A 23,359-nucleotide genomic window follows, 5' to 3' on the forward strand; every position below is an offset into this window, starting at 1 on the left:
CTTTTTCTGCTCCGGCTCTACGGCACCAGCGTTTTACCCGATCTTACCGCTTCCGCCATTTCCACCAGCACCAGCGGGTCCCGCTCGCTGGCCGTACCCACTACGATCACATCCGCTCCGGCGCGAATGGCGTTCAGGGCAGCCTCTGGAGTCCGGATACCTCCACCCACGATCAGTGGGATATCGACGTTCTGGCTCACCGCGCGGATCGTTTCCGTCGGGATCGGTCGCCGGGCCCCACTGCCCGCATCCATGTAGACCAGCCGGTGCCCCAGCATCTCGCCGGCCATCGCCGTACACTGGGCAATATCCGATTTTTCGGCGGGGATAGGCGTCGTGTTACTCATATACGAGACCGAAGTGGGGGCTCCGCCGTCAATCAGCAAATAAGAGGTAGGCATGATCTCCAGTCCGCTTTTCTTCAGGGAAGGCGCGGCAATAACGTGCTGCCCGATCAGAAATTCCGGATTGCGCCCGGAAATGAGGGAAAGCAGTAATATAGCATCTGCTCCCGGATGCACCTGTAGCGCATTGCCGGGAAATAAAATTCTTGGGATGTTGCAGGAACGGCCGATCTGTTCCAGGCACAGACCCAGACGATCGCTCATCAATAAACTTCCACCGATCAGGAAATAATCCACCTTTGCGAGGATTGCCGTCCGGATCAGTTGATCCAGTTGCTGATCGTTGGCTTTATCGGGATCTATCAACACTGCTAGTTGCTTCTCACCGGCCGTCTTGGCTGCCAGAATAGAGGAATAAATCATCAGATAGTTTTTGCCTCGGGGCAAAGATAGATAATTTGTAATTGGAGGGGCGACTGATCCACTTTCCTTTCCCGGCAAAGCGAACAGTGGCTGGTAAGCCCGAAACGTTTCCGAATGATCTGGTCTTTCCGGACCGATGACCAACCTAGCTCTTTTCTGCTCTCATCTTTGCCAGTAACTTGCCTTTTGACGTTTCTAAATGATAAGTTTTAACCGGCTAAAAAGCTTAATCCGATTGAAGCGGTGGCAATAAATTCATTATTTTCAATTATTATTGAAAATAATGAATTTTCGACTTATCTTTATGGATAGATAAACGTCAATACCATGAATACCCTAAAAAACCAAACGATCATTTACGATGATGCCTGCCCGATGTGTACGGCTTACACTGGCGCCTTTATCCGGCTGGGATGGCTGGAAAAGCGACTCCCCTTCAGCCGGGTTAGCCCGGAACTCCTGCAGAAGATCGATGTAGATCGTGGCCGACACGAAATTCCCCTATTTGATCCCGTTAGTGGCCAGACGGTTTATGGTCTGGATGCTTTGTTCCTCATTATCGGTACACATCTGCCCTGGTTGAAACCACTGTTGAGCAATCGGGCCTTTCGGTTCTTCTGGAAGCAGATCTACTGGATCATTACTTACAACCGGCGCATCATCGCGGGTAGCCGGGCTCACGCCTCCGGTCTGGACTGTGCCCCGGACCGGAACCTTACCTATCGCTGGATGTACATTTTGCTGATGTTAGCGCTTTCCTCCCGGTTGCTCTGGCTTACTTTGGCCGGCAGTGGCCCGGCCCTGGCGGGAATTGTACCGGCGTCGATCCCCCTGATCCTATCGCTCCTACTGGGATTGATCCGAAAAAATGACCGTTTAAGCTGGCTGGGCAACTGGATAACGGTGATCTTTATCTTTGCCTTGGGCCTCTATATGCTACCGGTGGGCCTGTTTAGTCTGGTGGGTATCACTGTTTTTTCGCAATTCATGCTTTGGAAACGATTCTAATGCAATATTTTAGGGTTTGAATCCCGATTGACCGGACGTTCGGCTAAAGCACTTTGGGTGCTGGGTGAGTTGGTTTTAAGACCTTAGTCCCAAGGTGCTGGCTATTCCAAGTCCAGTCCGGTAATCAGCTAAAATCAGAATGGATGGAAGAGCCCAATATGCCATCGGAAGAAGAGATCGTTCCACCACAGTCTCCCGAACCGGAAGAAACGTCTCCGGAGACCAAGCCCCCTAAGCGAAAAATTGAGACCGGCCTGCTCCTAGGGATCATCGCGCTGCTGATCAACATTATCACCGTGACGATCTATATTTCGCAGACCAGTATTATGCGGAGTCAGCAACGGGCTTCGGCCTGGCCCAGACTGGAATGGGAGATCGGTTATATTCAGGATGAGGAATTTGCCCTGGAGGTGACCAACAACGGTATCGGTCCGGCACTCATAAAGTCTATAGCGATAAAGTTAGACGGTGAGACTTTGGATCATCTGGATTCTACCTATACCAGACTGATGGGAGGGAAAAATTTTCCGCACCTCTCTAATCCTCTGGAAAACCGCGTGATCCCTCCGGGGAAAACGATCCGGCCGCTGGAGATCGGTGATCCAATACTGGCTTCCAACTTCTTTTTTACACTGCAGCAGCATCAACTGGAATACAGCATTTGTTACGAATCCGTATACGGGGAACAATGGACCTGCAATGGGCTCACCGTGGAGAAAGGAAAATGTTTTTAGCGTTTGGCCCCTGTTTAGACCGCCTCATAACGCCACCGCCATTAGCAAAAAAATTCGGAGCAACTGCAGTCCGTTCAGTTGTGCCTTTTACCGGCAAGTGAACTACCGTTGCTCCAAAATCTATCCATAATATTTTGTAAACTTACCTGAGACACTGGCCATTCGCCAGTGTTCGGTCCTTTCCCGCTTACATTAACGGGTCAGCACCAGTTCATCCCCCAGCCACTGATCATCCTCCGTCCGGAAACGCAAGTGATAAGTGCCCGCCGGGTAGCGGCCGATATCGATCGTTGACCGGCTATCCGCAATAGTGAATCGTTCCAGGATCTTACCGGAAAAATCCGCCAGAAACAGTTCGCCGATACCGTTGGCTTCCACGTTAACCGGGCCCGAGCTCGGGTTAGGATAAAACCGCAGGCTAAGTTCCGGATGATCGGGTTTCTTATCTTCTGGCAATTCTACCTGGGCCACCACCATACCGGTATCTACCGGATTGTTCAGAGCGATGACCGGTGCTTCGTTGCAATCGCGGGTATAGGCAAACTGATAGATCACCCGCGCCAGCAGGCCGTTCAGTTTTTCCACATCATAGCTATCGGTTGTCGGCTCGATGTGACTGTAACCCACACCACTGTCGTCGGTCAGAAAGGTATAGGTACCATTGGTGGCCAGTGCCAGCGAGCGCATCAGGTATTCCGTACTTTTATCGATACCGCTACAGGCAATCGGCACAATACGGATACCTTTGGCCGCGGCCAGTCGGGTGACACTTTCCAGAGTAGCGAGTATTTCGGGACTTTGGTGGGGAGGTGCATCCAGCACGACAAACATCAGTCGGGTACCCGCATTCGAACGCCACTCCATTTCCTCTACGGCCACTTTCAGGGCAGCCTCTACGGCTTCGGGATGATCTCCCCCACCCTGCGCTTCCTGCTTCTGGATAAAATCCGTAGTGCGGCTGATCGCAGAACTCAGTGGGGTTTTACGAGTGATGTATTCCTCTCCCTGATCGCGATAAAAAACGGAGCCCAGGCTCAGGTCAGCGTCCGGCAGAGTATCCTTTACCCGCTGGATCACATCCGCCAGTTCCGCTTTCAGGTAATCGATCTCATCCCGCATAGAACCGGTCGCATCCACCACAAATACAATATCTACCGCGTTTTTATTCTCACAGGCCACCGGAATACTCATAAAGTTGTAGCCTTGCTGAAAGGAGGAGATCTGTTCCAGCGGAAACTGCTGGCCTTCGTATTCGACCAGCATCCGCAATTGCCGGTTCGGTCCTTTGCGGGCAGTAAAGAGATCATCCCAGAGCTCCGCTTTACCCGTGTTGTCCGTCCGGGTTTCCCACACGACATTACGATCCTGATCCAGTAATTTAACGGTAGCATTGACTACTGCTCTGCCTTCGCGATTGGTCAGTTGGAGGGGATAGCGCTGGGAGGGATAGATGCGCCAGTATTCGCGCCAGTTCATCAGGTCTTCCGCAGCGACATCCTGCCAAAGGTCCCACTTGCTGAAATCGTGGATCTCACCGGCGGTCAGGGTACCGGCTATGGCATTCACGTCGGCAGCCATCGCATAACCGCCGCTACTGGCCACGCCCCGGAGGGTGACGCTTTCCGCCCGCATTACAGCGGCATCGCGTCTCGGGGCAGTCATGTAGGCCGTGGCCGGAGGTGGGGGTGGTGCCGGAGGTGGCGAAGCGGGAGCAAAACCCGGCGTGGCCAATATGGTCTTCGATCTTTTGATACTGCTTCTTCTTTCTCTACCGTATCCGGTTACGACGACCTCGTCCAGCACCACTTCGGATTTACCGACGGAAATTACCTGGTCTTTTTTCTTGGCGTCTACCCGGTGTTCGGCATTTTCGTAGCCCATGTAGGTAACCACCAGGGTCGTTAGGGAATCTTTCACCTGCAACACGAAGCGACCGTCCAGATCCGTAACCGTTCCAATGGTCGTACCTTTTTCAAAAACCCCTGCACCGATAATCGGTTGGTCAAAATCGTCTACGACCTTCCCCGAAATAGTAAATGGCTGGCTAAAACCGAGTAGATGAAGGCCGAAAATAAGGATTAGGGTAAAGCGTATTTTTAGCATCATTTTGGTTTTTATAGGTATAGATGCGGTCGGGCATCGGATTACATACGAAAATTTTGACTTTTTTAGAAAATGCGCTGAAACGGAGCCGATTGGTCGATAGGCACTCCTTAAAACAGGACCACCGGCCACTCTGATGATGAGCTACCCGGCGGTGCCGTATTGTTATTTTTCCGCTGCTAATCCGGCGGTCAACTGCTGCATTTTGTCCATCAGACTGATCATCTCGGCGCGGTATCCGTTGCGATCCGAACCTTTGGCCCGCTCGGCCAGCGCCCGGCAATCAGCCAGGTTGGCATTACCTTTGAACTCACTATCCCGCAGGAGCATGCCCCACTGGGCAACGGCCGCCGACCAGTGAAAATTATTACTGAGTGATCCATCCGCCGTAGCTACATCGGCTACCGGCTGCTCGATCAACTGACTCTTTTGCCCATCCGGTTGCTTGTAGCGCAGTTTGACCGTACACAGATCACCGATACCGTCATTTTTCGTTTTAACCTCCTGGTATTTCAGCTGGTCGACATCAGCCAGGAAGGTACTCTCCACACCCGCCGGAATGATCTCGTAAAGTGCGGTGACCGTATGCCCGGCGCCCATTTCTCCGGCATCCTTTTTGTCATCCGCAAAATCTTCATCGTTGAGCAGACGATTCTCGTAACCGATCAGCCGGTAACCCGCCACTTTTGCCGGATTGAACTCGATTTGCAGTTTGACGTCCTTGGCGATCGTGAACAGCGTACCGCCGAATTCGGTCACCAGCACCTTCCGGGCTTCATTGAGATTATCGATATAGGCGTGATTGCCGTTGCCTTTATCGGCGAGTTGTTGCATTTTATTATCCTTGTAATTGCCCATGCCAAAACCCAGCACGGTTAGGAAAACCCCGCTTTCCCGTTCTTTTTCGATCATGCGTACCAACTCACTGTCGCTGGAGGCACCGACATTGAAATCACCGTCCGTGGCCAGGATGATGCGGTTGTTCCCGCCTTCCACAAAGTTTTCACGGGCAATTTTATACGCCAGCTTAATACCGGCTCCGCCGGCGGTAGATCCACCCGCTTCCAGGGCCGTCATGGCATCTTTGATCTTTTGTTTGTCCGAACCGGAAGTAGACGGCAGCACCACCCCGGCCGCTCCCGCATACACAACGATGGCGACTTTATCTTCCGGGCGCAGATTATCCGTCAGCATTTTGAGGCTTTCCTGCACCAGCGGCAATTTGTTGGGATCGCTCATACTACCGGATACGTCCAGCAGAAAAACGAGGTTGGAGGCCGGGATCTGAGCCGTCGGCAGACGTTTCCCCTGCAGCCCGATATGCAGCAGCCGATGTTCCGGCTGCCAGGGGCAGGCGCCGATCTCGGTACTGACGGTAAACGGCTCGTAACCGCGGGGCTGCGGATAGTCATACTCAAAATAATTGACCATCTCCTCGATGCGGATGGCGTCTTTCGGCGGCACCTGGCCTTCATTGATGAAACGGCGCAGATTGCTGTAAGAAGCGGCATCCACATCTATGGAGAAAGTAGAGCGTGGCGCGTTCAAGGGACGTAAAAAGCGATTTTCATTTATAGTGGAATAGTCTTCGGTATTGAATCGGTCCGCTTTGGGTCTGGACGCAGGTACAGGGCTCGCCATAATACCCAGAGCCCGGCCCTGGAGTCGGGCACCGGCCGCCATTTCCCGGCTCTGTACTTTTGCGGGCTTACTGCGCTTCTTCTGAGTCTGATAACCGGTAACAACTACCTCTTCCAATACTTCAGGAGAGGTAGAGAGTTCAATTTGCAGTTCTTTTTGCGCAGCAGTTACTGATACTTTTTGGGTTACGTACCCGATATATATTACTTCCAGAACAGTTGGTAGTTCCGCCACTTCGATCTGAAATTTGCCGTCAAAGTCGGTTACCGTGCCCTGACTGGTTCCATGGATAAGAACATTCACTCCCGGAAGCGGGTCTCCGGTAATGGAATCAGTAACGATCCCCCGGATCTCCACCTGGGTGGATACGGGTGTCAGCCAGGATACAAAAAAAAGGATGGTGCAGATGCCGGAAAGGCCGGTTAGTAGAAAACGGATTTTAGTCATCATTTGTGTTTTTTACCAATAGATGCAGACCGGCGGCAGATTACATAAATGAAATGTGAAAATTTTAAAGTAAGTACGACCCTAGCGTCTGAAACACAGCAAAATCTCTATTTTTAAGAATTATTAATTGATCGGATAAGATTGTAAAGTGGAAGCGCGCAGGAAAACGCAGTACTACTCTGCTCTCTTAAATTCGAAACGTAAGTCCCCTGGTTCGGCAGAGTTGTTCAGTTCTATAAAAACGCAATGCGAATTTTTCAATTACAATGTCAAGTACAATAGCAATAGCAAGCAAAAGGCAGCTTTCTGCGCCGATTTTGACCTTTTCGCCTGATTTTGAGTTATTGAAATTGCTATTACCATTGAAATTGCCATTTTTTATATTCAATAATTTGGGAACTGAACAACCCTACCCTGGTTAAGGTCTTTACCGTTTACTATCCGATCTGCGCCTATTACGAATACCCGGGAACTCTAGATGTTCCTAAAAAACGCCTCTTTGTGATTTATACTATGCAATCCTTTCGATGGTGCCTGCCGGGCATCTTCTTCCTGCTTATCGCAGTTTCTCCTCTTACGGGCCAGCAACTCGAAGTGAGTAATACACATCCATTTGACCCGGCGGATCTGATCTCCAGTTTCTTTCTGGGTGAGGGTATAAAAGTCCTGGATATAGACTACCAGGGAGCACCAGAATCTTTCGGTTATTTTAAATCGGGAATGGTAGACATCGGGCTGGAAGGAGGTATCGTTATGAGTACCGGAGTGGTATCCAATAGCATGCTGAACACCAATATCTATCCGGGTATTGCGGCTCCGGGAAGAACCAAGGCTAACTCTGACACAAACGGTGAAGTTTCCGATTCCGATATACAACAACTTGGCGGCTCCGACCTGGCTTTCGACATCGCTATGATTACGATCACGTTCATTCCCATAGCGGATACGCTGCAATTTCGCTATGTATTTGCCTCGGAAGAATATCCCCTGTTCGTGTGTAGCCGGTACAATGATGCATTTGGCTTTTTCATTTCCGGGCCGGGATTCAATGGTCCTTTTGAAAATGGGGCCGAAAATATTGCACTGATCCCGGGAACGAACCTGCCCGTCTCCATCAATAGGGTAAATGACGGCACGATCGGCACTGCGAACAGCGTAGATCTGGCCTATTGCGAAGGAGACAATGGCTCTTTAGCCAACAGCCAGTATTTCCGGCCGCATTATGAGGCCGAAACCTATCCCGTTTTTGACGGCTTAACCACCGTTCTTACCGCCGAAGCGGTGGTCGTACCCTGCGAAACTTATACCATTAAGTTGGTGATCGCCGATATTAGTGATTCTCTTTTCGACTCTGGGATCTTTCTGGAAGCCAAAAGCTTTGGGACCAGTTCGACGGCGGCCCGTCTGCCGGTAATCAGCTTCGATGATCTGATCGTGGAAAATTGTGAGCCGGGTGTAGTAGCGTTCCGGATCCCCGCACCCTTGGAGGAGGACCTGGTGCTGGAATATCAGCTTTCCGGTACGGCCCAAAGCGTAGTGGATTACGAAGCACTGCCACCTAAACTGATCATCCCGGCCGGAACAACAGAACTTCTGATCCCGATCCAGGCGATCCAGGACGATGGGGACGAAGGCCGGGAAAGTATCACTTTTGAAGTCTTTCTGAACGAATGTTTCAGCAGATCCTTTACCGTTTATATTGACGATCCCAATTTACCGGCTCCGGATCAGCTACCGGCTGAGTTACTACTGTGTCCGGGAGATTCCGTCGTTTTGAATGGCCGTAGTCCACTGGCCATTCCGACTGATACGGTATTCAGGAATGCTGATCTCCTGCTCACCCCGGGGGTATTTGGTAATTATACCGGCAGTATTTTTTCTGACATTGAGGTCAGCGGTATCTTTCCGGACCGCTTAAAACCAGGACTGATCCGATCAGTCTGCATAGATACTCTGCAACACCAGCGACTCGAAGAACTGGATATTTTTCTGATCGGCCCGGATGGACAGATCCTCGAATTATCTACCGATAACGGAGAGGATGGCGGCAACGAGCTAGAAACAGATGCCTATATTCATACCTGCTTTACCCCGACGGCTAGCCACCGCATCGATTCCCCCGGGCAATTTGCCCCTACAGATTCCATTCCTTTTACTGGCAATTATTTACCCGAAGCAAACTGGTCCGCTTTTTTATCCGGAAATTTTCGCACCAATGGGACCTACCGACTGGTGGTGATTGATGATTCGGCACGACCGTCTACTGCCAGGGGCCGGCTTACGGGTTGGAGTATTACTTTCGCATCGGATTACGATATCGCTTACCAGTGGTCACCGGCGGCCGGACTGAGTTGCACCGATTGCCCCGCGCCCACAGCAAGACCGGAGCAAAGCACGGAATATACACTGCATTTGCTGGACTCCAACGGTTGTGCCTATCTCCAATCGGTTAAGGTAGAACTGAAAGATATCCGCATTACTTCCGAAGTACAGCACGGTCCGGACGGAGCGATCGATCTTACTGTTTCCGGTGGAACACCGCCTTATAGCTATCTCTGGAGCAATGGGATGGTAGTAGAAGACCTCAGTGGGCTGGAACCGGGAGATTATACCGTCACGATTGTGGATGCTGCGGGCTGCAGCCGGGCGAGTGAAGAAATTACGGTCGACCTGACCAATGCCGTAGCAAACGCGGTCATTGACCGACAGCTGCAACTCTACCCCAATCCGAGCCGGGGACGATTTAGTTTATTACTGCCCGCTCCGCTAGGGGAAAAGGGTATAGTCAAAATATTCAATTCGAAGGGCAAACCAGTAATTACCCATAATGTATCGAACTCGTCCGGAAGGAATATTTCTCTAGATCTCGGAAATATTCCTCCCGGGCTTTACATTCTGGAGTTGGTCACCGAAGCCCGGACCTTCCGACAAAAAGTAATGATCATTCACTAGCCGCAGTGAGTATTTTCACGACCTCCTGGTGGCCATCGGCCCGGGCAAAATCCAGCGGCGTGCGGCCGTCATCCATTTTAAGTGTAGGATCAGCGCCATGTTCCAGGAGTAGCTCAACGATGGGAACATTGCCGCGATGTGCCGCCGTGTGCAATGCCGTCACCCCTCCGTGCTGACTGAGTCCAACCTCAGCGCCGTTTTCCAGCAGCAGTCGGGTGATCTCCAGACTGTTGGCCGCTACCGCCGAGTGCAGCGGAGCGATCCGGCTTCCATTACTGGCGATGAGATTGACGTCGGCGCCCCGGTCCACCAGCAATTTGGCTATCGGATACTGTGCGAAATAACAGGTGAGTGCCAAAGGAGTGAAGCCATCCGAACCGTGGGCATCGAGTAGTTCCGGTGATGCCTCCAGTAGCGCTTCTACCCGTTCCTGCTGCCCGGCAACGGCCGCCTCGTAGATATTGGGATCATCCCGCCGGCTCATCAGCCATTCAAAGATCGGTGTCTTTCGATAATAGGCGGCCAGCAGAGTAATGGGGATACCGGCGTTGGTTTGGGAATGGATCAGTTCCGGTTGTTGCTCAACGAGCATTTTTACCTGTTCCATATTTCCGGACTGCACCGCATTGACCAGGGCTTCGGGTGATTGCATGATTTGTTTTTTGATCGAACTTAATGGGTTAAACTTCAGGTTTATAAGATACGGATCGGGTACGGCCGACCTTTACCAGACACTTTCTGGTAACCCTAAAAATACACCCAAATACTCGACTTATGAAAAACAGGACCCCACTTTTTGTATTAATTGCCCTGGCTTTATTGCTGGCCTATTGCGGACAACAAATTGAAAGTACAGATGTACAGACGGAAGGTCCCTACTTTCCGCGACGGATTGCCCAACCCGGGGAAACCGCACAAATGGAAGCGCTGTTGATCGGAAAACTGTTGTTAATAAATAACTGCTTTCGCATACAGAGCGAAGGCTCCAATGAATTGATCACCCCGATCTGGCCGCCGGATTTTGATTACCAGCTAACTACTGATTCCACTTTTGTTATTCTCAATGCCGCCGGCAATGAAGTTGCCCGTACCAATGCGGGTATCCGTCTGAGCGGTGGAGAGATCCGCGATGCCCAGGCACTGGAAGGACAAATCGAAGGTGGAGTTCCCAAATTATTGCTGAGCTGCCCGGTCCCCTACTGGGTGGTGGGTGAAGAGATCAGTGTAGTAGAACCCAAGATCAGTCTGACGCCGGAAGCCAGAAACCAACTGGAAAGCTGGTTTAACTTTTACGCACCGCATATTGAGGACTGGCGACTGAGCGCATTTAGTCTGTCGAACCGGTGGAAAATAGACAGCCTGCTGGAAGTACCGTTTGCCGATATCTTTCCGCTCAAAGATCGCCCCGATAACTGGATGATCTACGCTCCCGGCGGCCGCTTTAATCTCGACATCTACGCCCGGGACGTGATCATGCAAAAGAATGATGACGGCACCCAGACCATCTACGGCATGAGTCCGGATTCGGAAGCTGCGATCGAGGACCTAGACAGGGGCATCCGCCAGCGCCTGCTTTTCTGCGGCACACCCTGCCGCTTTGAGGACGGCTACTGGGAAGATGCCCAAACCGTCGTGATCGCCGGCCTGCACCAGGGGGACGAGCAATTCTTTCATCCCACAATCTGGCGAATCAAGCTGGATGAGCTTACCGTGCAACAATTTACATACCCAACTCCACTGCCGGATCCGTTCCCATTCAACTATACACAGGAGTTTATCTATGAAAGCGCCGGCTAAGTGAAACGTGTTGCCAATGTTAAGGCAGCAATAGCAGAAACAAAATTTAAATCATCTACGAATTAATTCGTAATTAATTCGTTTTGTTTGCAACTATTTGATAATTTGTGTCGTCCTTACTGTAATATCGGTGCTCCGTGCACCCTAAAACACACCCGACGACATGATCAAAAATTATTTGAAACTCGCATTGCGTAATGCGCTGCGTCAGCCTGGCTATACTTTTCTGAATATCCTGGGCCTGACCCTCGGCATTGCCTCCACCCTCTTCATTTTACTTTACATTACCGAGGAAAATCGCTTCGATCAGTACCACGAAAAGAAAGATCGCATCTTCCGGGTCTCCACGGATATTACCGAGCCCGACGATGCTTTTCGCTGGTCGACGACCCAGACCCCACTGGCTCCCCAACTCAAAGCCGACTACTCGGAAGTGGAAGAATACGTGCGCTTCATTCCCAACGGCCGCACTCAGCTGGAACATCAGGATAAGGTCTTCTTTGAAGAGAAAGTGTTTCTGGTAGACACCACCGTCACGGATGTATTTACCTTCAATTTCCTCCGCGGAGAAGCGGCCTCGGCCCTGAAGGAACCCATGTCCATCGCCCTTTCCCAGACAACCGCCGAACGCATTTTCGGAAATAACGATCCGATGGGAGAAGTGCTGGAAACGGAGAGCGGCCGGGCCTACACGGTTACCGGCATTTACGAAGATATGCCCCGTCATTCCCATCTGATCGCCAACGCGATGATCTCCAGCAATTCCATTCCCAGTCTGAATGATCCGAACTCCGGCAACTGGGGTGGCTTCGGTATTTACAGCTATGTACTGCTGCGGGAAGGGATCAGTCCGGCCTCATTTACCGCCAAACTACCCGAGGTGATCGAAAAGTACGTGGCGGTCATTTTCGACGAACTCAATATTAAGGTCCGCTACGAACTGATCGGCCTGACCGATATCCATTTGAAATCTGATTTCGAGGGAGAACCGGAGCCAACCGGTGAGATCGGCTTCCTGTATATTTTCGGGGCTGTAGCTTTGTTCATTCTGCTCATTGCCTGCATCAACTACATGAACCTGGCCACGGCGCGGGCCACCAAACGCGCTACGGAAGTGGGGGTGCGCAAAGTACTCGGGTCCGACCGGAAACAATTGGTCGCTCAGTTCCTTTCGGAATCCCTGATCTTTACTTTGGTGGCCATTGTGCTCAGTTATCTGCTGGTATTGTTGGTACTTCCGGTATTCAACCATGCTTTCGACATGGAGCTTAGCCGGAGCCTGCTCTTTTCCGGACCGGTACTGCTCGGTGCGTTGGGCGTGATGGTCCTGACCGGCATTATCGGGGGCAGCTACCCGGCATTCTACCTGTCTTCCTTCCGGCCCATTGCGGTGCTCAAAGGATCGCTGGGTAAAGGCAGCGGCAATCCGCAATTGCGAAAAGCGCTGGTATCCGTCCAGTTTGCCATTACCATCTTCATGCTCATCGGTACGGGGATCATTTACGATCAGATGAGTTACCTCCGCCAGAAGGATCTGGGTTTTGATAAGGAGAATGTCATTTCCTTTTCGCTGCAGGGCCCCGAAGCCCGGGAAAAATATCCTACCCTGCGCGAAAGCCTGCTGAAAAATCCAAAGATCACGGCCATCGGTACGGCCTCCACTACCCCGGGGGATGGTTTTGGTAAAAACGTTATGAACGTCGAGACCTCACAGGGCACCATGGAAACTTTCGGAGTAGACCTCTACGCGGTGGACTACGAATTTTTCCCAACCCTGGGCGTTGAACTGGCGGAGGGCCGGTTCTTTAGCCCGGACTATCGCACCGACAGTACCCAGGCCATATTGGTCAACGAAGCGATGGTCAGACGTTTTGGGTGGGACGATCCCATTGGTCGGCGCGTCCAGTTTGGCACCAATGATACCCTGCCGATGCTCCAGGTGATCGGCGTGGTGAAGGACTTCCATCAATTATCGCTTTACGATCCGATCGAATCCCTGCTATTCATCCCACGAGCCAATAACCGGGAAATGCACATCCGGATCAACCCACAGACCCCGGGTGAAATGTCGGAGATCCTGGGCTTCATTCAAACCCAGTGGCAGGACGTATTCCCCAACCAACCCCTGGAATTTGATTTTGTCGATGCGTCCTTCATGGAACTCTACGAGGCTGATCAGATCCGGGCTCGCATCTTTACCCTGTTCAGCGTGTTGATGATCTTGATCGCCTGTCTGGGTCTGTTAGGCCTGGCCTCTTTCACCGCCGAACAGCGGACCAAGGAGATCGGCGTCCGCAAAGTACTGGGTGCCAAAACTTCGGATATTATTTACCTGCTGACACGGAACTTCGTATTCCTGGTGGCGCTGGCGACTATCCCGGCCTTCCTAGCCGCCTGGTATTTCATGTCCCAGTGGCTGGAGACTTTCTCTTACCACACTTCCATGAACTTCTGGCTGTATGCCGTAGCCTTTGGTATTGTAGCCCTGATCACTATTCTGGCTACCGGCTACCACGCCCTGAAAGCAGCACGCAGTAATCCGGTGCGGGCTTTGAAATACGAATAAGCGGCAATACCGGTCACCGGCTAATTCAATGTGAATTAGCCGGTGATCCGCTTTGCGGCGCTCGATTACTTTCCATTTCCCAGGTAGTCCTGCACAAAGTGGGTGAGTTCTTCGCCGTGCAGGTTCTTAGCGACAACTTTTCCGCTGCCATCCATCAGATAATTGGCTGGTATGGTCCGAATGCGTAGTACCTCAAAAAACGGGGAATCATCTCCCTGCAGGTGAGACGCGTGCAGCCAGCGACCGACACCATCCTTCTCGATAGCTCCGTTCCAGACCTTCTGACTGGCATCCAGCGCATAGCCAATGATCTGCAGGCCCTGCTCCTGGTATTGCTCCCAGAGCGGCCCCAGAACGTTCCGGTTTTCCAGGCGACAGGGTGCACACCAGGAAGCCCAAAGGTCCAAGATGGTGAGTCGTGCGCCCAGCAAACTATGTAGCTGAACCGTATCGCCGGAAAGCATCGGCATGGCGTAATTCGGAACAATATCGCCCTTCAACACGGGCAGGATCTCCCGGTTGCCGTAGCGGCACAACTGATTTACCCAGGGATGGTCCGGCCGGGCCGCCTGCCACCGCTCGCATTGCGCGACCATAAATTCCGGTATTCTTTCGTAGTCTCCCTCGATACTCGCCCAGCGGATGGCCGTCAACGCCGGCAATAGATGGTCGGTCTCCTGCGCAAATTGCATCAGGGCCTGGCGATAGTTCATCTGAGCTTTTTCAGCATCCAGCAGTCCGCTCTCATCGTGTTCGTCCGCCGCTCTGGCCAAAAAGTCTTGGTGCGCCTGCTGCCGGATGTTTCTCAGTTCCAGGAGTGCCGCATTCTCGGGAGTGGGATCTTCCAAACTAAAACTTCGCTGAAAATGGGCGGCTTCGGCGGAGATGCGAAGCTGACCGCCGTTCTTCCAGAGGATCGGAAAGTAGTTGTCCGTATCGGGATTTTCGTGTCCCAGTTTATTTAGAAATCGCTCCCCTTGCTGCTGGATCGCAACTTGCAGAAGGATGGGCTCCGGGGCATCGGGCATGGATTGGAAGGCGAAGCTACCGTCGGACGCGATGACTGCCGAATCGATGATAGTGCCGGTATAGCTTTTGCCAATACCGTCAAAACCTATAGGATCTATGAGATATACCATCCGTTTCCAATCGTCCTCACCGGATATTTGTATCGTTCCGGAAAAAGCGGACGGGTCGCTACAGCTGGTGATGAGTAAGGCTAGAAAAATTAAGAACGGCGCAAGGAGTTTCATGTTTAATACTTTTAGCTGGGATCAAAGTTAATGTCCTGTTTCGATGTAAGCGAGTGATCACCTTTTCAATCGCGCCGACAAATATTAAATTACCTTTAATTCTCACTTTTTTCTGGCTTTTTATACCCAAACACCGCTATCTTCCTTTAAAAAAATGTCCACCACTTCCCATCCCGATATTCCCCTCTGGATCCAAAACCGCATCATCGGATTTTTTAACCGGGCCCGCAACGTAGATATGATCCTCGATGGCACCATCCGTGACGATCCGGCGGACGGCCCCGGTAAAACTATGGGACGCACACTGGCCGCCCGGATCCTGCGCGTTCGCAATGAGCTGCCGCGCCGCCGCTTCAGCGATCTGGCCGAAATTGACCGGATCGCCGGGGTGGGAACGGGTACGCTGCAGGATCTCGTCTATAGTTTTGGGGTGAGTGCGGCTGAAGCCTTCCGCGGAAGTATGTACGAAAGCGGTACGATCTACGAAGGCAACTGGGCATTGGAATTCTTCCGTTTCCCGCTGGAAGATCAGCAGGAGTTTGAATCTATAGCCCGGGATGAAAAGGAATTGCGCCAATTCGTACTCGAAAAACTGACCGACCTGCTGCAGGAACGGTCTGTAGGCGCGAAAGCTGCCGAAGCGATGCTCACCGATATCCGGACCGCCTACATAGACCAGTATAGCAACTCCACTCCGGCTGCCGCCTACGCCCTCGCGTTGTGGTTTTATGAGTTCGACGCCGACAACTGGTTTTCCTGGGAGCGCATCCAGCAGCAAACGATCGCCTATTTCGAACACAATGCCAGTACCTATCCCTGGCTGATGGACCTGTATCTTTTCAAGGGATTCCGGAACAAGGGGATCATCCCATCTGGCATTTGTCCGGAAGACCTGCCGGTGGTCGTCAACTGGGCGGAGCAAACGATCACCCTTTGGGTCTCGGCGCTATACGATTAGTCCCGACGGATGGCCCGCAGACACATAAAGGCGGGAAATTCATTGAGTTCCTTAAAATGTTTCGGGTCGAGCTTTTCGAATTCGGGCACCGGTTTGGGCTCCAGCAATTTGTCGAGGTAAAATCCATTTTCCGTCAGGGGGCCAATACAGGCCGAAAGGGGGCGACGGTAGCTATTGACCTCGATGGGCTTCCCAAAACCCGACCAGGTGCAGCGGACCGCCTCGGTGGCGAAGTAGGTCTCGGATTTAAAATACAGGTATTCAAAAAAGGGATGTTCGATGGAGAGGATCAATTGTCCGGAGGGTTTGAGCACCCGATAAAATTCCCGGATCGTGGCAGTCCAGTCCTCGATATAGTGCATAGCCAGGGCACAGAGTACGACATCGAATGATCCGTCGACGCACTTATCCAGCGGCCGGGTCAGATCATGCACATAAAAACGGCCGGCTGTACCCGCATTACGCTCTTTCGCCAGCTCCACCATCCGGGGACTGAGATCGAAACCGGTCACTTCGGCTCCCCGGGACAACAATATTTCGGCATACTTCCCCGGGCCGCAGGCGGCATCGAGAACGCTTTTGCCATTTACCTCCGGGAGCAGGCTCAGGGTATTGGGCCGATCGTAGTAAGCGTTGTGCGGTTTGTGGTCAATGAGTTCGTTGTAGCGCTCAGCCATGGTTTCGTAGGCGGCCAGGATTTTTTCTCGGATCATGATCGTTGTGTTTTAGCGAGGCCGAAATTGATAAATTCCAGTGACTACCGGAAATGCAATAGACGCAAGCAAATATTCTATCCACCAATTTTTCTATAAACCAGACTTGCAATTGTCTGACTACACACTATGCGACTTCAGGTCCTTGAACATCATAGTCTTTGCTCCCGTTTTACGCTTTCAATAATCAATTATCTCCCATCCCCTTGCGATGAATTCCTTATGCGTAATTTCAACTCCTTTTTCATCAAAGTACTTCCAATCGTTTTTTCTTACCCCTTTTCCTGTTTGCGGATCGTCTCCAAAACTCATATCCTGAATCTGCACATTATCATACGTTCCAAACGCTTTTAGTTTTCCCTTCGGAAACCAATATTTCCAGACGCCCTGTTTATGATAAAAATATATGTCTCCATGATCATGGGAAAGAACATAAGTACCATATTTCCCTTCGGATTCCTTTTCTCCGCTTTCGTAGAAATAACTCCACAGACCTTCCTTTCGTCCGTCCTTTAAATTCCCTTTTCCAGCTATCTGACCGTTTGGGTGATATTCAAAAGCTGGATTATCTTCAACAAATTCCCCTTCTCCGTATTTAAGTCGTTTGAATAGCTAACCGTTTGAATGATATATTGTCCAGGTGCTATCCCTCTTTCCATTTTTGTAAAACTCTTCGACTTTGATTTCACCATTCTCGTAGAATTCTAATTGCTTTCCATGCAACTCATTGTCCTGAAATTGATTTACGCTAATTAGATTTCCTTGATCATTCCAATCCTTCCATTCACCAATCCTTTCTGACGAGAAGAAATGTCCGTAATCTTGGTAACCATATTGATGTTCTACGGTTAATACGCCATTTTCATTCCAATATCTTACATATCCGACTTCGTGTCCATTTTTAAATTCGTACTCACTCTGTTTTTGTCCACTCAGGAAGTACTGAATCGATTTGCCATTCAGCATACTATCTCTAACATGGAAAACACTGGCCACTTTCGTTGAATCTTCCTTGAAAAAGTTTATCCATTCTCCGTCTCTGGGAAATTCATAGATCCACCCCAGGTATTGTCCTGACGAATCGTATTGGTAATTGAATTTAAATGGTGTGTTGTTATGCTCGTCAACAGATAAATACTTCCAATACTTTTTCCCATCCCATTCTATCTGGATTGGCTCCACTGGTTGTGCAATCATTTTCAATGTTATCAATACCAGTATGGCCGGTAGTATTTTTTTCATTTTTTATAGTACAGAACGATTAGACTAACTCAAAGTAATAAATTGCCCAGGATATTTAGCTCACTCCGCCCAGTCTTCCCGATCCAGTGACCTTTACAACACAAGGGTAGGGTTGACATAGAAAATTTCACACTAATCCAAGGTCCAGCTTTCGGTGGGTAGTTGCTTGAAATCTTGATGATGTCGTATGAATAACTCTTTTCCCAATACACTATTCCCAGAGCCGAACCATTCCAGGACTTTATTTCTATTGATATTGGAAGATTTTTTGGAAAAAAAAGTATGGTAGGAGCTGTATCTCCAGTTTTGGTAATCATTTGTAATTCTGTGATGAATGGGGTTGTGATGAATGTAACAAATCAACGAAAGCTGTTTTACATCATTATTTACCGATACTCTTTTGAAGCGGCTTTGAAACAGCGCTCCGGTTCGCTTATAGCGCCGATTGAAGTATAAGGCATAACTACTAAACAGCCTTCGGCATTGATCTTCCAGAAAGCTATTCACTGATATTTCGTTCGCTAATAATTTTTCTGAAGCTTTCGTATTTTCTCTTGAAATTACGGCTTTGGTCGACTCCTCCATCCTCAACACTTCTATTAAAAAGTGAAAATGATTGGGCATAAGGCAATAGGCATAAAAATCACAATAGGGTAAGAGATATTTTTGCGTTTTCTGTAGGAAAAAGGCATAATCTTTATCATCAATGAAAAGCTTTTCTTTGTTGACAGAGCGATTATAAAGATGATAGACTTCACCTTCTTCCAGTTGTTGCCAATAATTGAAAGCCATGAATCATTTATTAAGTCATGTTAAATCGAGTCCCTAAAAGATTGCTAAGCCCGCAGTGTAACGGAGGGATTGGTAAGCTTTGGTAGCCTTAACCGGTTTAGCGATCCTTTCGCTGCGCTTTGGGCTTGCCAATTTAACCGGCTTAGCAATCCCTTCGCTGCGCTTTGGGCTTACCAGTCTAACCGGCTTAGCGGTCCCTTTAGTGTGCATTGGGCTTGATCTAACCGGCTTAGCAATCCCTTCGCTGCGCTTTGGGCTTACCAATCCGGTCAGCCCGCCCAGTCCTCCCGGTCCAGTGACCTGAAATGGATCGCTTCTGCCAAATGCTCGATCTTAATCGCTTCACTCCCGCCCAGGTCCGCTATGGTCCGAGCGACCTTCAGAATGCGGTCGTAAGCCCGCGCCGAGAGTTGTAGTTTTTCCATCGCCCTTTTGATGAGGATCTGCCCCGGCTGATCGATCCGGCAGATCTCCCGCACCATGCGGCTGGGCATCTGGGCATTGGCGTACAGCGCCGGATGTTCTTTAAACCGTTCCACCTGCACGGTCCGGGCTTCCACTACCCGTTCACTGATGTCTTTACTCGTTTCACTGGGACGTTCGACCGCCGCCAACTGGTCAAAATTGACAGGGGTGACCTCCACATGCAAGTCGATGCGGTCCAATAATGGGCCGGAGATCTTATTCAGGTACCGTTTGACAACACCGGCACCGCAGGCACATTCCTTTTCCGGATGGTTGAAGTAGCCGCAGGGACAGGGATTCATTGAGGCCACCAGCATAAAGCTGGCCGGAAAATCCACCGAGATTCGCGCGCGGGAGATCGTTACCCGGCGTTCTTCCATCGGCTGACGGAGCACTTCCAGCACACTGCGTTTGAATTCCGGTAGTTCGTCGAGAAAGAGTACGCCATTATGCGCCAGGGAGATCTCACCGGGTCCCGGATTCGAGCCTCCGCCCACCAGCGCAACATCGCTGATGGTATGGTGGGGAGCACGAAAAGGCCGGGTAGAGATCAGGGAAGCATTGGGAGCTAATTTACCGGCCACGGAATGGATCTTGGTGGTTTCCAGGGCTTCGCGCAGGTCCAGTGGCGGCAGGATGGTCGGCAGGCGACGGGCCAGCATGGTCTTTCCCGCACCGGGTGGACCGATCAGGATGAGATTGTGACCGCCGGCTGCGGCAATCTCCAGGGCCCGTTTGATATTTTCCTGACCACGGACATCGGAAAAATCTACTTCGTACTGGTTTTGTCGTTCAAAGAATTCATCCCGGGTTTCTACAAAGACGGGAGCCTGCGGCTGATCGCCACTCAGCAGATCGGCCGCTTCCCGCAGGGTTTCCACACCGTACACGTCCAGATCGTTGACGATGGCCGCCTCCCGGGCATTTTCCTTCGGTAATATGAATCCTTTAAATTTTTCCTTTCTGGCCTGGATGGCAATCGGCAAAGCGCCGCGAATGGGTCGCAGACTACCGTCCAGGGAAAGTTCTCCCATAATGAGGTAGTCCTCCAGGTCTTCACAGATCAGTTGTTTGGTAGCAGCGAGAAATCCGATGGCTATCGGCAGGTCGTAGGCCGAGCCTTCCTTGCGGATGTCGGCCGGCGCCAGGTTGACGGTCGTTTTTACCCGGGTCATTCGAAACCCGGAATTCCCAACGGCAGCTTCGATGCGCTGGAATCCTTCCCGGACGGCGCTGTCTGGTAATCCGACCAAATGGTAAAAATTCTTATCTCCGGCCACCGCCCCGCCGGTATTGATCTCAACGGTGATAGTCCGTGCATCCACTCCCTGGACGGCACTGGCAAATGTTTTGGCAAGCATGAGCGCGTAATTCTTAAGTCCTTAAATATTTGGCTTGTAAGATAGGGAAATTAGAAATAGCGGGCAAATGGGGAGCAGCAGGAGGATAATGGGTCACTATGGAAATTGGCCAAAAGTTACATTTTACGTTTGTCTATCGTGCAAAAGCACAAAAAAATCCCGGCAAAGGCCCCTCTTAACATTCTTCTAACAAGAAAATCCGGAGTGACGGGAAAAAATAGCGGCAACGCCCTGTCTAATGGTAAAACAAACAAAAGCGGCCCACATCCCGGGCCGGGCTGCTTTTTCGGGATTATCAATGATCCAATTCAAGAATACCAATTAAACTCAGGGGAAAAACCCTGGTCCAACAGTAAAAATTAAACCAATGAAAAAAGTTGTTAGAATACTGACTGTCGTAGCCGTAATGATGGTCGCCCAATGGAACCTGCAAGCCCAACGCCCTCATCCCGGACCACCGGATCGCGGACCGGGTCTGGAACGATTTGCCGAAGAGCTGGAAATCACCGATGAGCAAAAGGCCGAGCTGAAGGCCCTCCACGAAACGCAGCGCGAGGAAGCCAAAGCGCTGATGGAAAAGGAATATGAGACCCGTGAAGCCCGCTGGGAAGCGATGAAAGCGCTCCGGGAAAGCCATAAGGACGCGATGGACGCCATACTGACCGAGGCTCAACTGGCCAAACTGGAAACGCTCAAAGCCGAAGCCAAAGCTCAGCGCGAGGCCAGGCACGAAGAACGCATGGAGAACGTCAAAGCTATGCGCGGAGAAATGAAGACCTATCGCGAAACGGAGATCGAACCCGTACTGCGGGCCCAACGCACCAAGCTGGAAGAAGAGCTCAGCGCTGAGGACAAAGCGACTATTGCCGCCATCCGCGCCAAACACCCCACCAAGCGCGAAGATCGTCCGGATTTCAAAGCCGGCGAACGTGGTAAAAGACCAGAACTGACCGACGAGCAAAAAGCGGAGATGCGGGCCGACCGGGAAAAGATCAAGGCACTGGTGGAAAAATACGACAGTGAGATCACCAGTCTGCTCGATGAAATTAAAGACGATCGGGAAGAGTGGAAGGAAGATATGCAGGAGATCGGTAAAAAATACGCTCCCGAAGATCTGAAAGATCGCCCCGCCCGCGGCAAAAGAGGCGAAATGAAGGGCAAAAGACTCGGCGATGACAAACGGGCCGAAGCCCCCCGCCGGGAAATGGAAGGCCGCCACCACCGCGGCGGTAAAATGGACCGCGAGCACTTTGGGAAAGTAGGGTTCCTGTTGATGGATCCCAATGCGGAAACTGAAGCGGCCACTGCTCCAGCAGGTGATTTTGCCGAAGTTCGGGTTTTCCCCAACCCTTCCGCTTCCCGGAATACGGTGAGCTACAAGCTGCGTGACGCCGGTCATTACCGCGTCGAACTACGCGACAAAGACGGACTGGTGCTGGAGGTACTTTCCAACGAATACCGTCAGTCCGGTGAATACCGCGAAGAACTGGATCTCACCTCCTACGCTGCCGGTACTTATTATCTGAGTATTGTCGGAGCCGAAGGTGTGGTTTCGAAGAAAGTGGTCGTAGCGAAATAGTGGTAAGAGGTTAAGACTTTTGGACGTTGGGAGCTGAATGCATCCCAACGTCCAAATTATTCTACTAAAGTCTTATCGTCTCTCTGTTAATTCCCCAGTTTCATAAATACGCCCACCGAATAGGAGGTATTGGCAAAGATGATCTCTCCGGAAATGGCCTTTCCCAGGCTCGCCGATACGCCCCATTTCTCATTGATATTGTAAGCGATCGACGGTGATATCGTCAGGTGTTCGCTGTTGTTTGCGAAGATACTGGTGCTGTTGCTCCTTTCTGCCGGCAGATCGCCATTCTTCAGGGATTCTACGCCGTAGAGGCGGGCCAGTGCGGTAATCTTTTTGTTCAGGAAAGTGACACCCGCTTCTATACCAAAGCGATATTCATCCGAAAAACCGTTGGTCCGGTTATTGAAGCCGGCGTAGACATTAGCGTAAGCCTCAACATTGCCGAATCCAAAGCCGCGCCCCAGATCCACCCGCAGGTACTGATTGAATTCGCCGTCGCCGGTCTGAAGGATACCTCCCGGGCCACCGGCATCTACTCCCAGCGGAATACCCAACATCAGGATAGTACTGGCCGACCAGCCTTTGCCGGAGAACAGGCCGAACTGAAACCCGAAATCGGTATCACCGATCGAGTTGATCGCTTCACCCGGCATCGTGATCTCTCCAGTAGTAAAGGATACCTGGTTATTGAAGTAATTCCGACTGAATAGCGGCACATTCAGTACTACGGTAAGCCGGTCCGTAAGCCCGTACTCGGCGTAAAAACTGGTATTGAAGATGCCAAAAGTGATATTCGGGTCGATCAGTCCCTGATCGGTAAAATGTTGGTCTGCGACCAGCCACCATTCATAAAGTTTGAAGTAGCCGTGTCCTTTGGGCTGGGGCCATCCGCCACCGGCCTGCATCTGCGTAACCGGAAGAAGCAAGGCGCCGGCCAGCAGGCCTATTATCAGTTTTTTCATGTTATTATTTTTTTGA

Annotated in this window: 17 protein-coding genes; 7 read left to right on the top strand and 10 right to left on the bottom strand. The window is 51.1% G+C overall.

Features of this window, described 5'->3' with window-relative positions; genetic code table 11:
- Positions 1 to 17: 17 nt before the first annotated feature.
- On the bottom strand, positions 18 to 767 hold the full coding sequence (locus tag CRP01_RS20330) for a geranylgeranylglyceryl/heptaprenylglyceryl phosphate synthase (RefSeq protein WP_099151966.1): 750 nt from the start codon (positions 765 to 767) through the stop codon (positions 18 to 20).
- Positions 768 to 1,094: 327 nt separating this feature from the next.
- Here CRP01_RS20330 and CRP01_RS20335 point away from each other — a divergent pair, with 327 nt between their 5' ends.
- Positions 1,095 to 1,775 (top strand): thiol-disulfide oxidoreductase DCC family protein, encoded by a 681-nt coding sequence (locus CRP01_RS20335; RefSeq protein ID WP_099151924.1) that lies wholly within the window; start codon positions 1,095 to 1,097, stop codon positions 1,773 to 1,775.
- Between the two features lie 143 nt (positions 1,776 to 1,918).
- The gene (locus CRP01_RS20340; RefSeq protein WP_099151925.1) at positions 1,919 to 2,509 is read left to right on the top strand and encodes a hypothetical protein; all 591 of its coding nucleotides are present in this window, start codon (positions 1,919 to 1,921) and stop codon (positions 2,507 to 2,509) included.
- A gap of 192 nt (positions 2,510 to 2,701) precedes the next feature.
- Here CRP01_RS20340 and CRP01_RS20345 read toward each other — a convergent pair whose 3' ends face one another.
- Both CRP01_RS20345 and CRP01_RS20350 read right to left on the bottom strand, forming a co-directional pair.
- Entirely contained in the window at positions 2,702 to 4,615 is a 1,914-nt protein-coding gene (locus CRP01_RS20345; protein ID WP_099151926.1) for a carboxypeptidase-like regulatory domain-containing protein, read from the bottom strand.
- Between the two features lie 162 nt (positions 4,616 to 4,777).
- Entirely contained in the window at positions 4,778 to 6,700 is a 1,923-nt protein-coding gene (locus tag CRP01_RS20350; protein ID WP_099151927.1) for a vWA domain-containing protein, read from the bottom strand.
- 501 nt (positions 6,701 to 7,201) lie between these two features.
- Here CRP01_RS20350 and CRP01_RS20355 point away from each other — a divergent pair.
- Positions 7,202 to 9,652, top strand: coding sequence for a choice-of-anchor L domain-containing protein (locus CRP01_RS20355; RefSeq protein WP_143473465.1), 2,451 nt, complete (start codon positions 7,202 to 7,204; stop codon positions 9,650 to 9,652).
- On the opposite strand, the gene CRP01_RS20360 is transcribed toward CRP01_RS20355, so the two are convergent.
- On the bottom strand, positions 9,642 to 10,304 hold the full coding sequence (locus tag CRP01_RS20360; protein ID WP_099151929.1) for an ankyrin repeat domain-containing protein: 663 nt from the start codon (positions 10,302 to 10,304) through the stop codon (positions 9,642 to 9,644). The two genes, CRP01_RS20355 and CRP01_RS20360, sit on opposite strands and share 11 nt — an antisense overlap.
- A 122-nt stretch (positions 10,305 to 10,426) precedes the next feature.
- On the opposite strand from CRP01_RS20360, the gene CRP01_RS20365 reads away from it, so the two are divergent.
- A complete protein-coding gene (locus CRP01_RS20365; protein ID WP_099151930.1) occupies positions 10,427 to 11,449 on the top strand; it encodes a hypothetical protein in 1,023 nt (340 codons plus the stop codon).
- A 163-nt stretch (positions 11,450 to 11,612) separates the two neighbouring features.
- On the top strand, positions 11,613 to 14,015 hold the full coding sequence (locus CRP01_RS20370; protein ID WP_099151931.1) for an ABC transporter permease: 2,403 nt from the start codon (positions 11,613 to 11,615) through the stop codon (positions 14,013 to 14,015).
- Between the two features lie 65 nt (positions 14,016 to 14,080).
- Here the strand turns inward: CRP01_RS20370 and CRP01_RS20375 are convergent, their stop codons facing one another.
- Positions 14,081 to 15,268, bottom strand: coding sequence for a TlpA family protein disulfide reductase (locus tag CRP01_RS20375; protein WP_099151932.1), 1,188 nt, complete (start codon positions 15,266 to 15,268; stop codon positions 14,081 to 14,083).
- A 154-nt stretch (positions 15,269 to 15,422) separates the two neighbouring features.
- On the opposite strand from CRP01_RS20375, the gene CRP01_RS20380 reads away from it, so the two are divergent.
- Positions 15,423 to 16,226, top strand: a complete 804-nt coding sequence (locus CRP01_RS20380) for a hypothetical protein (RefSeq protein ID WP_099151933.1) — start codon at positions 15,423 to 15,425, stop codon at positions 16,224 to 16,226.
- Here the strand turns inward: CRP01_RS20380 and CRP01_RS20385 are convergent.
- The 4 genes from CRP01_RS20385 to CRP01_RS20400 form a co-directional block, all read right to left on the bottom strand.
- Complete coding sequence (locus CRP01_RS20385) at positions 16,223 to 16,939, bottom strand: class I SAM-dependent methyltransferase (RefSeq protein ID WP_099151934.1); 717 nt, start codon at positions 16,937 to 16,939, stop codon at positions 16,223 to 16,225. The two genes, CRP01_RS20380 and CRP01_RS20385, sit on opposite strands and share 4 nt — an antisense overlap.
- 612 nt (positions 16,940 to 17,551) lie before the next feature.
- A complete protein-coding gene (locus CRP01_RS20390) occupies positions 17,552 to 18,181 on the bottom strand; it encodes a toxin-antitoxin system YwqK family antitoxin (RefSeq protein ID WP_099151935.1) in 630 nt (209 codons plus the stop codon).
- A gap of 132 nt (positions 18,182 to 18,313) precedes the next feature.
- A complete protein-coding gene (locus CRP01_RS20395; protein ID WP_099151936.1) occupies positions 18,314 to 18,973 on the bottom strand; it encodes a transposase in 660 nt (219 codons plus the stop codon).
- Between the two features lie 269 nt (positions 18,974 to 19,242).
- A complete protein-coding gene (locus CRP01_RS20400) occupies positions 19,243 to 20,799 on the bottom strand; it encodes a YifB family Mg chelatase-like AAA ATPase (protein ID WP_099151937.1) in 1,557 nt (518 codons plus the stop codon).
- Positions 20,800 to 21,166: 367 nt separating this feature from the next.
- On the opposite strand from CRP01_RS20400, the gene CRP01_RS20405 reads away from it, so the two are divergent.
- Positions 21,167 to 22,378, top strand: coding sequence for a T9SS type A sorting domain-containing protein (locus CRP01_RS20405; RefSeq protein ID WP_099151938.1), 1,212 nt, complete (start codon positions 21,167 to 21,169; stop codon positions 22,376 to 22,378).
- Between the two features lie 86 nt (positions 22,379 to 22,464).
- Here CRP01_RS20405 and CRP01_RS20410 read toward each other — a convergent pair whose 3' ends face one another.
- Positions 22,465 to 23,343 carry a hypothetical protein gene (locus tag CRP01_RS20410; RefSeq protein ID WP_099151939.1) on the bottom strand — a complete coding sequence of 293 codons (879 nt, stop codon included), beginning with the start codon at positions 23,341 to 23,343 and terminating at the stop codon, positions 22,465 to 22,467.
- Positions 23,344 to 23,359: the final 16 nt, after the last annotated feature.

It is taken from the genome of Flavilitoribacter nigricans DSM 23189 = NBRC 102662 (assembly GCF_002646595.1).
Taxonomy (GTDB): Bacteria; Bacteroidota; Bacteroidia; order Chitinophagales; family Saprospiraceae; genus Flavilitoribacter; species Flavilitoribacter nigricans.

Excerpts from the sequence above, each read along its gene's own strand:
- CRP01_RS20330 (WP_099151966.1), bottom strand. The coding sequence starts at position 767 with ATGATTTATTCCTCTATTCTGGCAGCCAAGACGGCCGGTGAGAAGCAA.
- CRP01_RS20335 (WP_099151924.1), top strand. The coding sequence starts at position 1,095 with ATGAATACCCTAAAAAACCAAACGATCATTTACGATGATGCCTGCCCG.
- CRP01_RS20340 (WP_099151925.1), top strand. The coding sequence starts at position 1,919 with ATGGAAGAGCCCAATATGCCATCGGAAGAAGAGATCGTTCCACCACAG.
- CRP01_RS20345 (WP_099151926.1), bottom strand. The coding sequence starts at position 4,615 with ATGATGCTAAAAATACGCTTTACCCTAATCCTTATTTTCGGCCTTCAT.
- CRP01_RS20350 (WP_099151927.1), bottom strand. The coding sequence starts at position 6,700 with ATGACTAAAATCCGTTTTCTACTAACCGGCCTTTCCGGCATCTGCACC.
- CRP01_RS20360 (WP_099151929.1), bottom strand. The coding sequence starts at position 10,304 with ATGCAATCACCCGAAGCCCTGGTCAATGCGGTGCAGTCCGGAAATATG.
- CRP01_RS20365 (WP_099151930.1), top strand. The coding sequence starts at position 10,427 with ATGAAAAACAGGACCCCACTTTTTGTATTAATTGCCCTGGCTTTATTG.
- CRP01_RS20370 (WP_099151931.1), top strand. The coding sequence starts at position 11,613 with ATGATCAAAAATTATTTGAAACTCGCATTGCGTAATGCGCTGCGTCAG.
- CRP01_RS20375 (WP_099151932.1), bottom strand. The coding sequence starts at position 15,268 with ATGAAACTCCTTGCGCCGTTCTTAATTTTTCTAGCCTTACTCATCACC.
- CRP01_RS20380 (WP_099151933.1), top strand. The coding sequence starts at position 15,423 with ATGTCCACCACTTCCCATCCCGATATTCCCCTCTGGATCCAAAACCGC.
- CRP01_RS20385 (WP_099151934.1), bottom strand. The coding sequence starts at position 16,939 with ATGATCCGAGAAAAAATCCTGGCCGCCTACGAAACCATGGCTGAGCGC.
- CRP01_RS20390 (WP_099151935.1), bottom strand. The coding sequence starts at position 18,181 with ATGAAAAAAATACTACCGGCCATACTGGTATTGATAACATTGAAAATG.
- CRP01_RS20395 (WP_099151936.1), bottom strand. The coding sequence starts at position 18,973 with ATGGCTTTCAATTATTGGCAACAACTGGAAGAAGGTGAAGTCTATCAT.
- CRP01_RS20400 (WP_099151937.1), bottom strand. The coding sequence starts at position 20,799 with ATGCTTGCCAAAACATTTGCCAGTGCCGTCCAGGGAGTGGATGCACGG.
- CRP01_RS20405 (WP_099151938.1), top strand. The coding sequence starts at position 21,167 with ATGAAAAAAGTTGTTAGAATACTGACTGTCGTAGCCGTAATGATGGTC.
- CRP01_RS20410 (WP_099151939.1), bottom strand. The coding sequence starts at position 23,343 with ATGAAAAAACTGATAATAGGCCTGCTGGCCGGCGCCTTGCTTCTTCCG.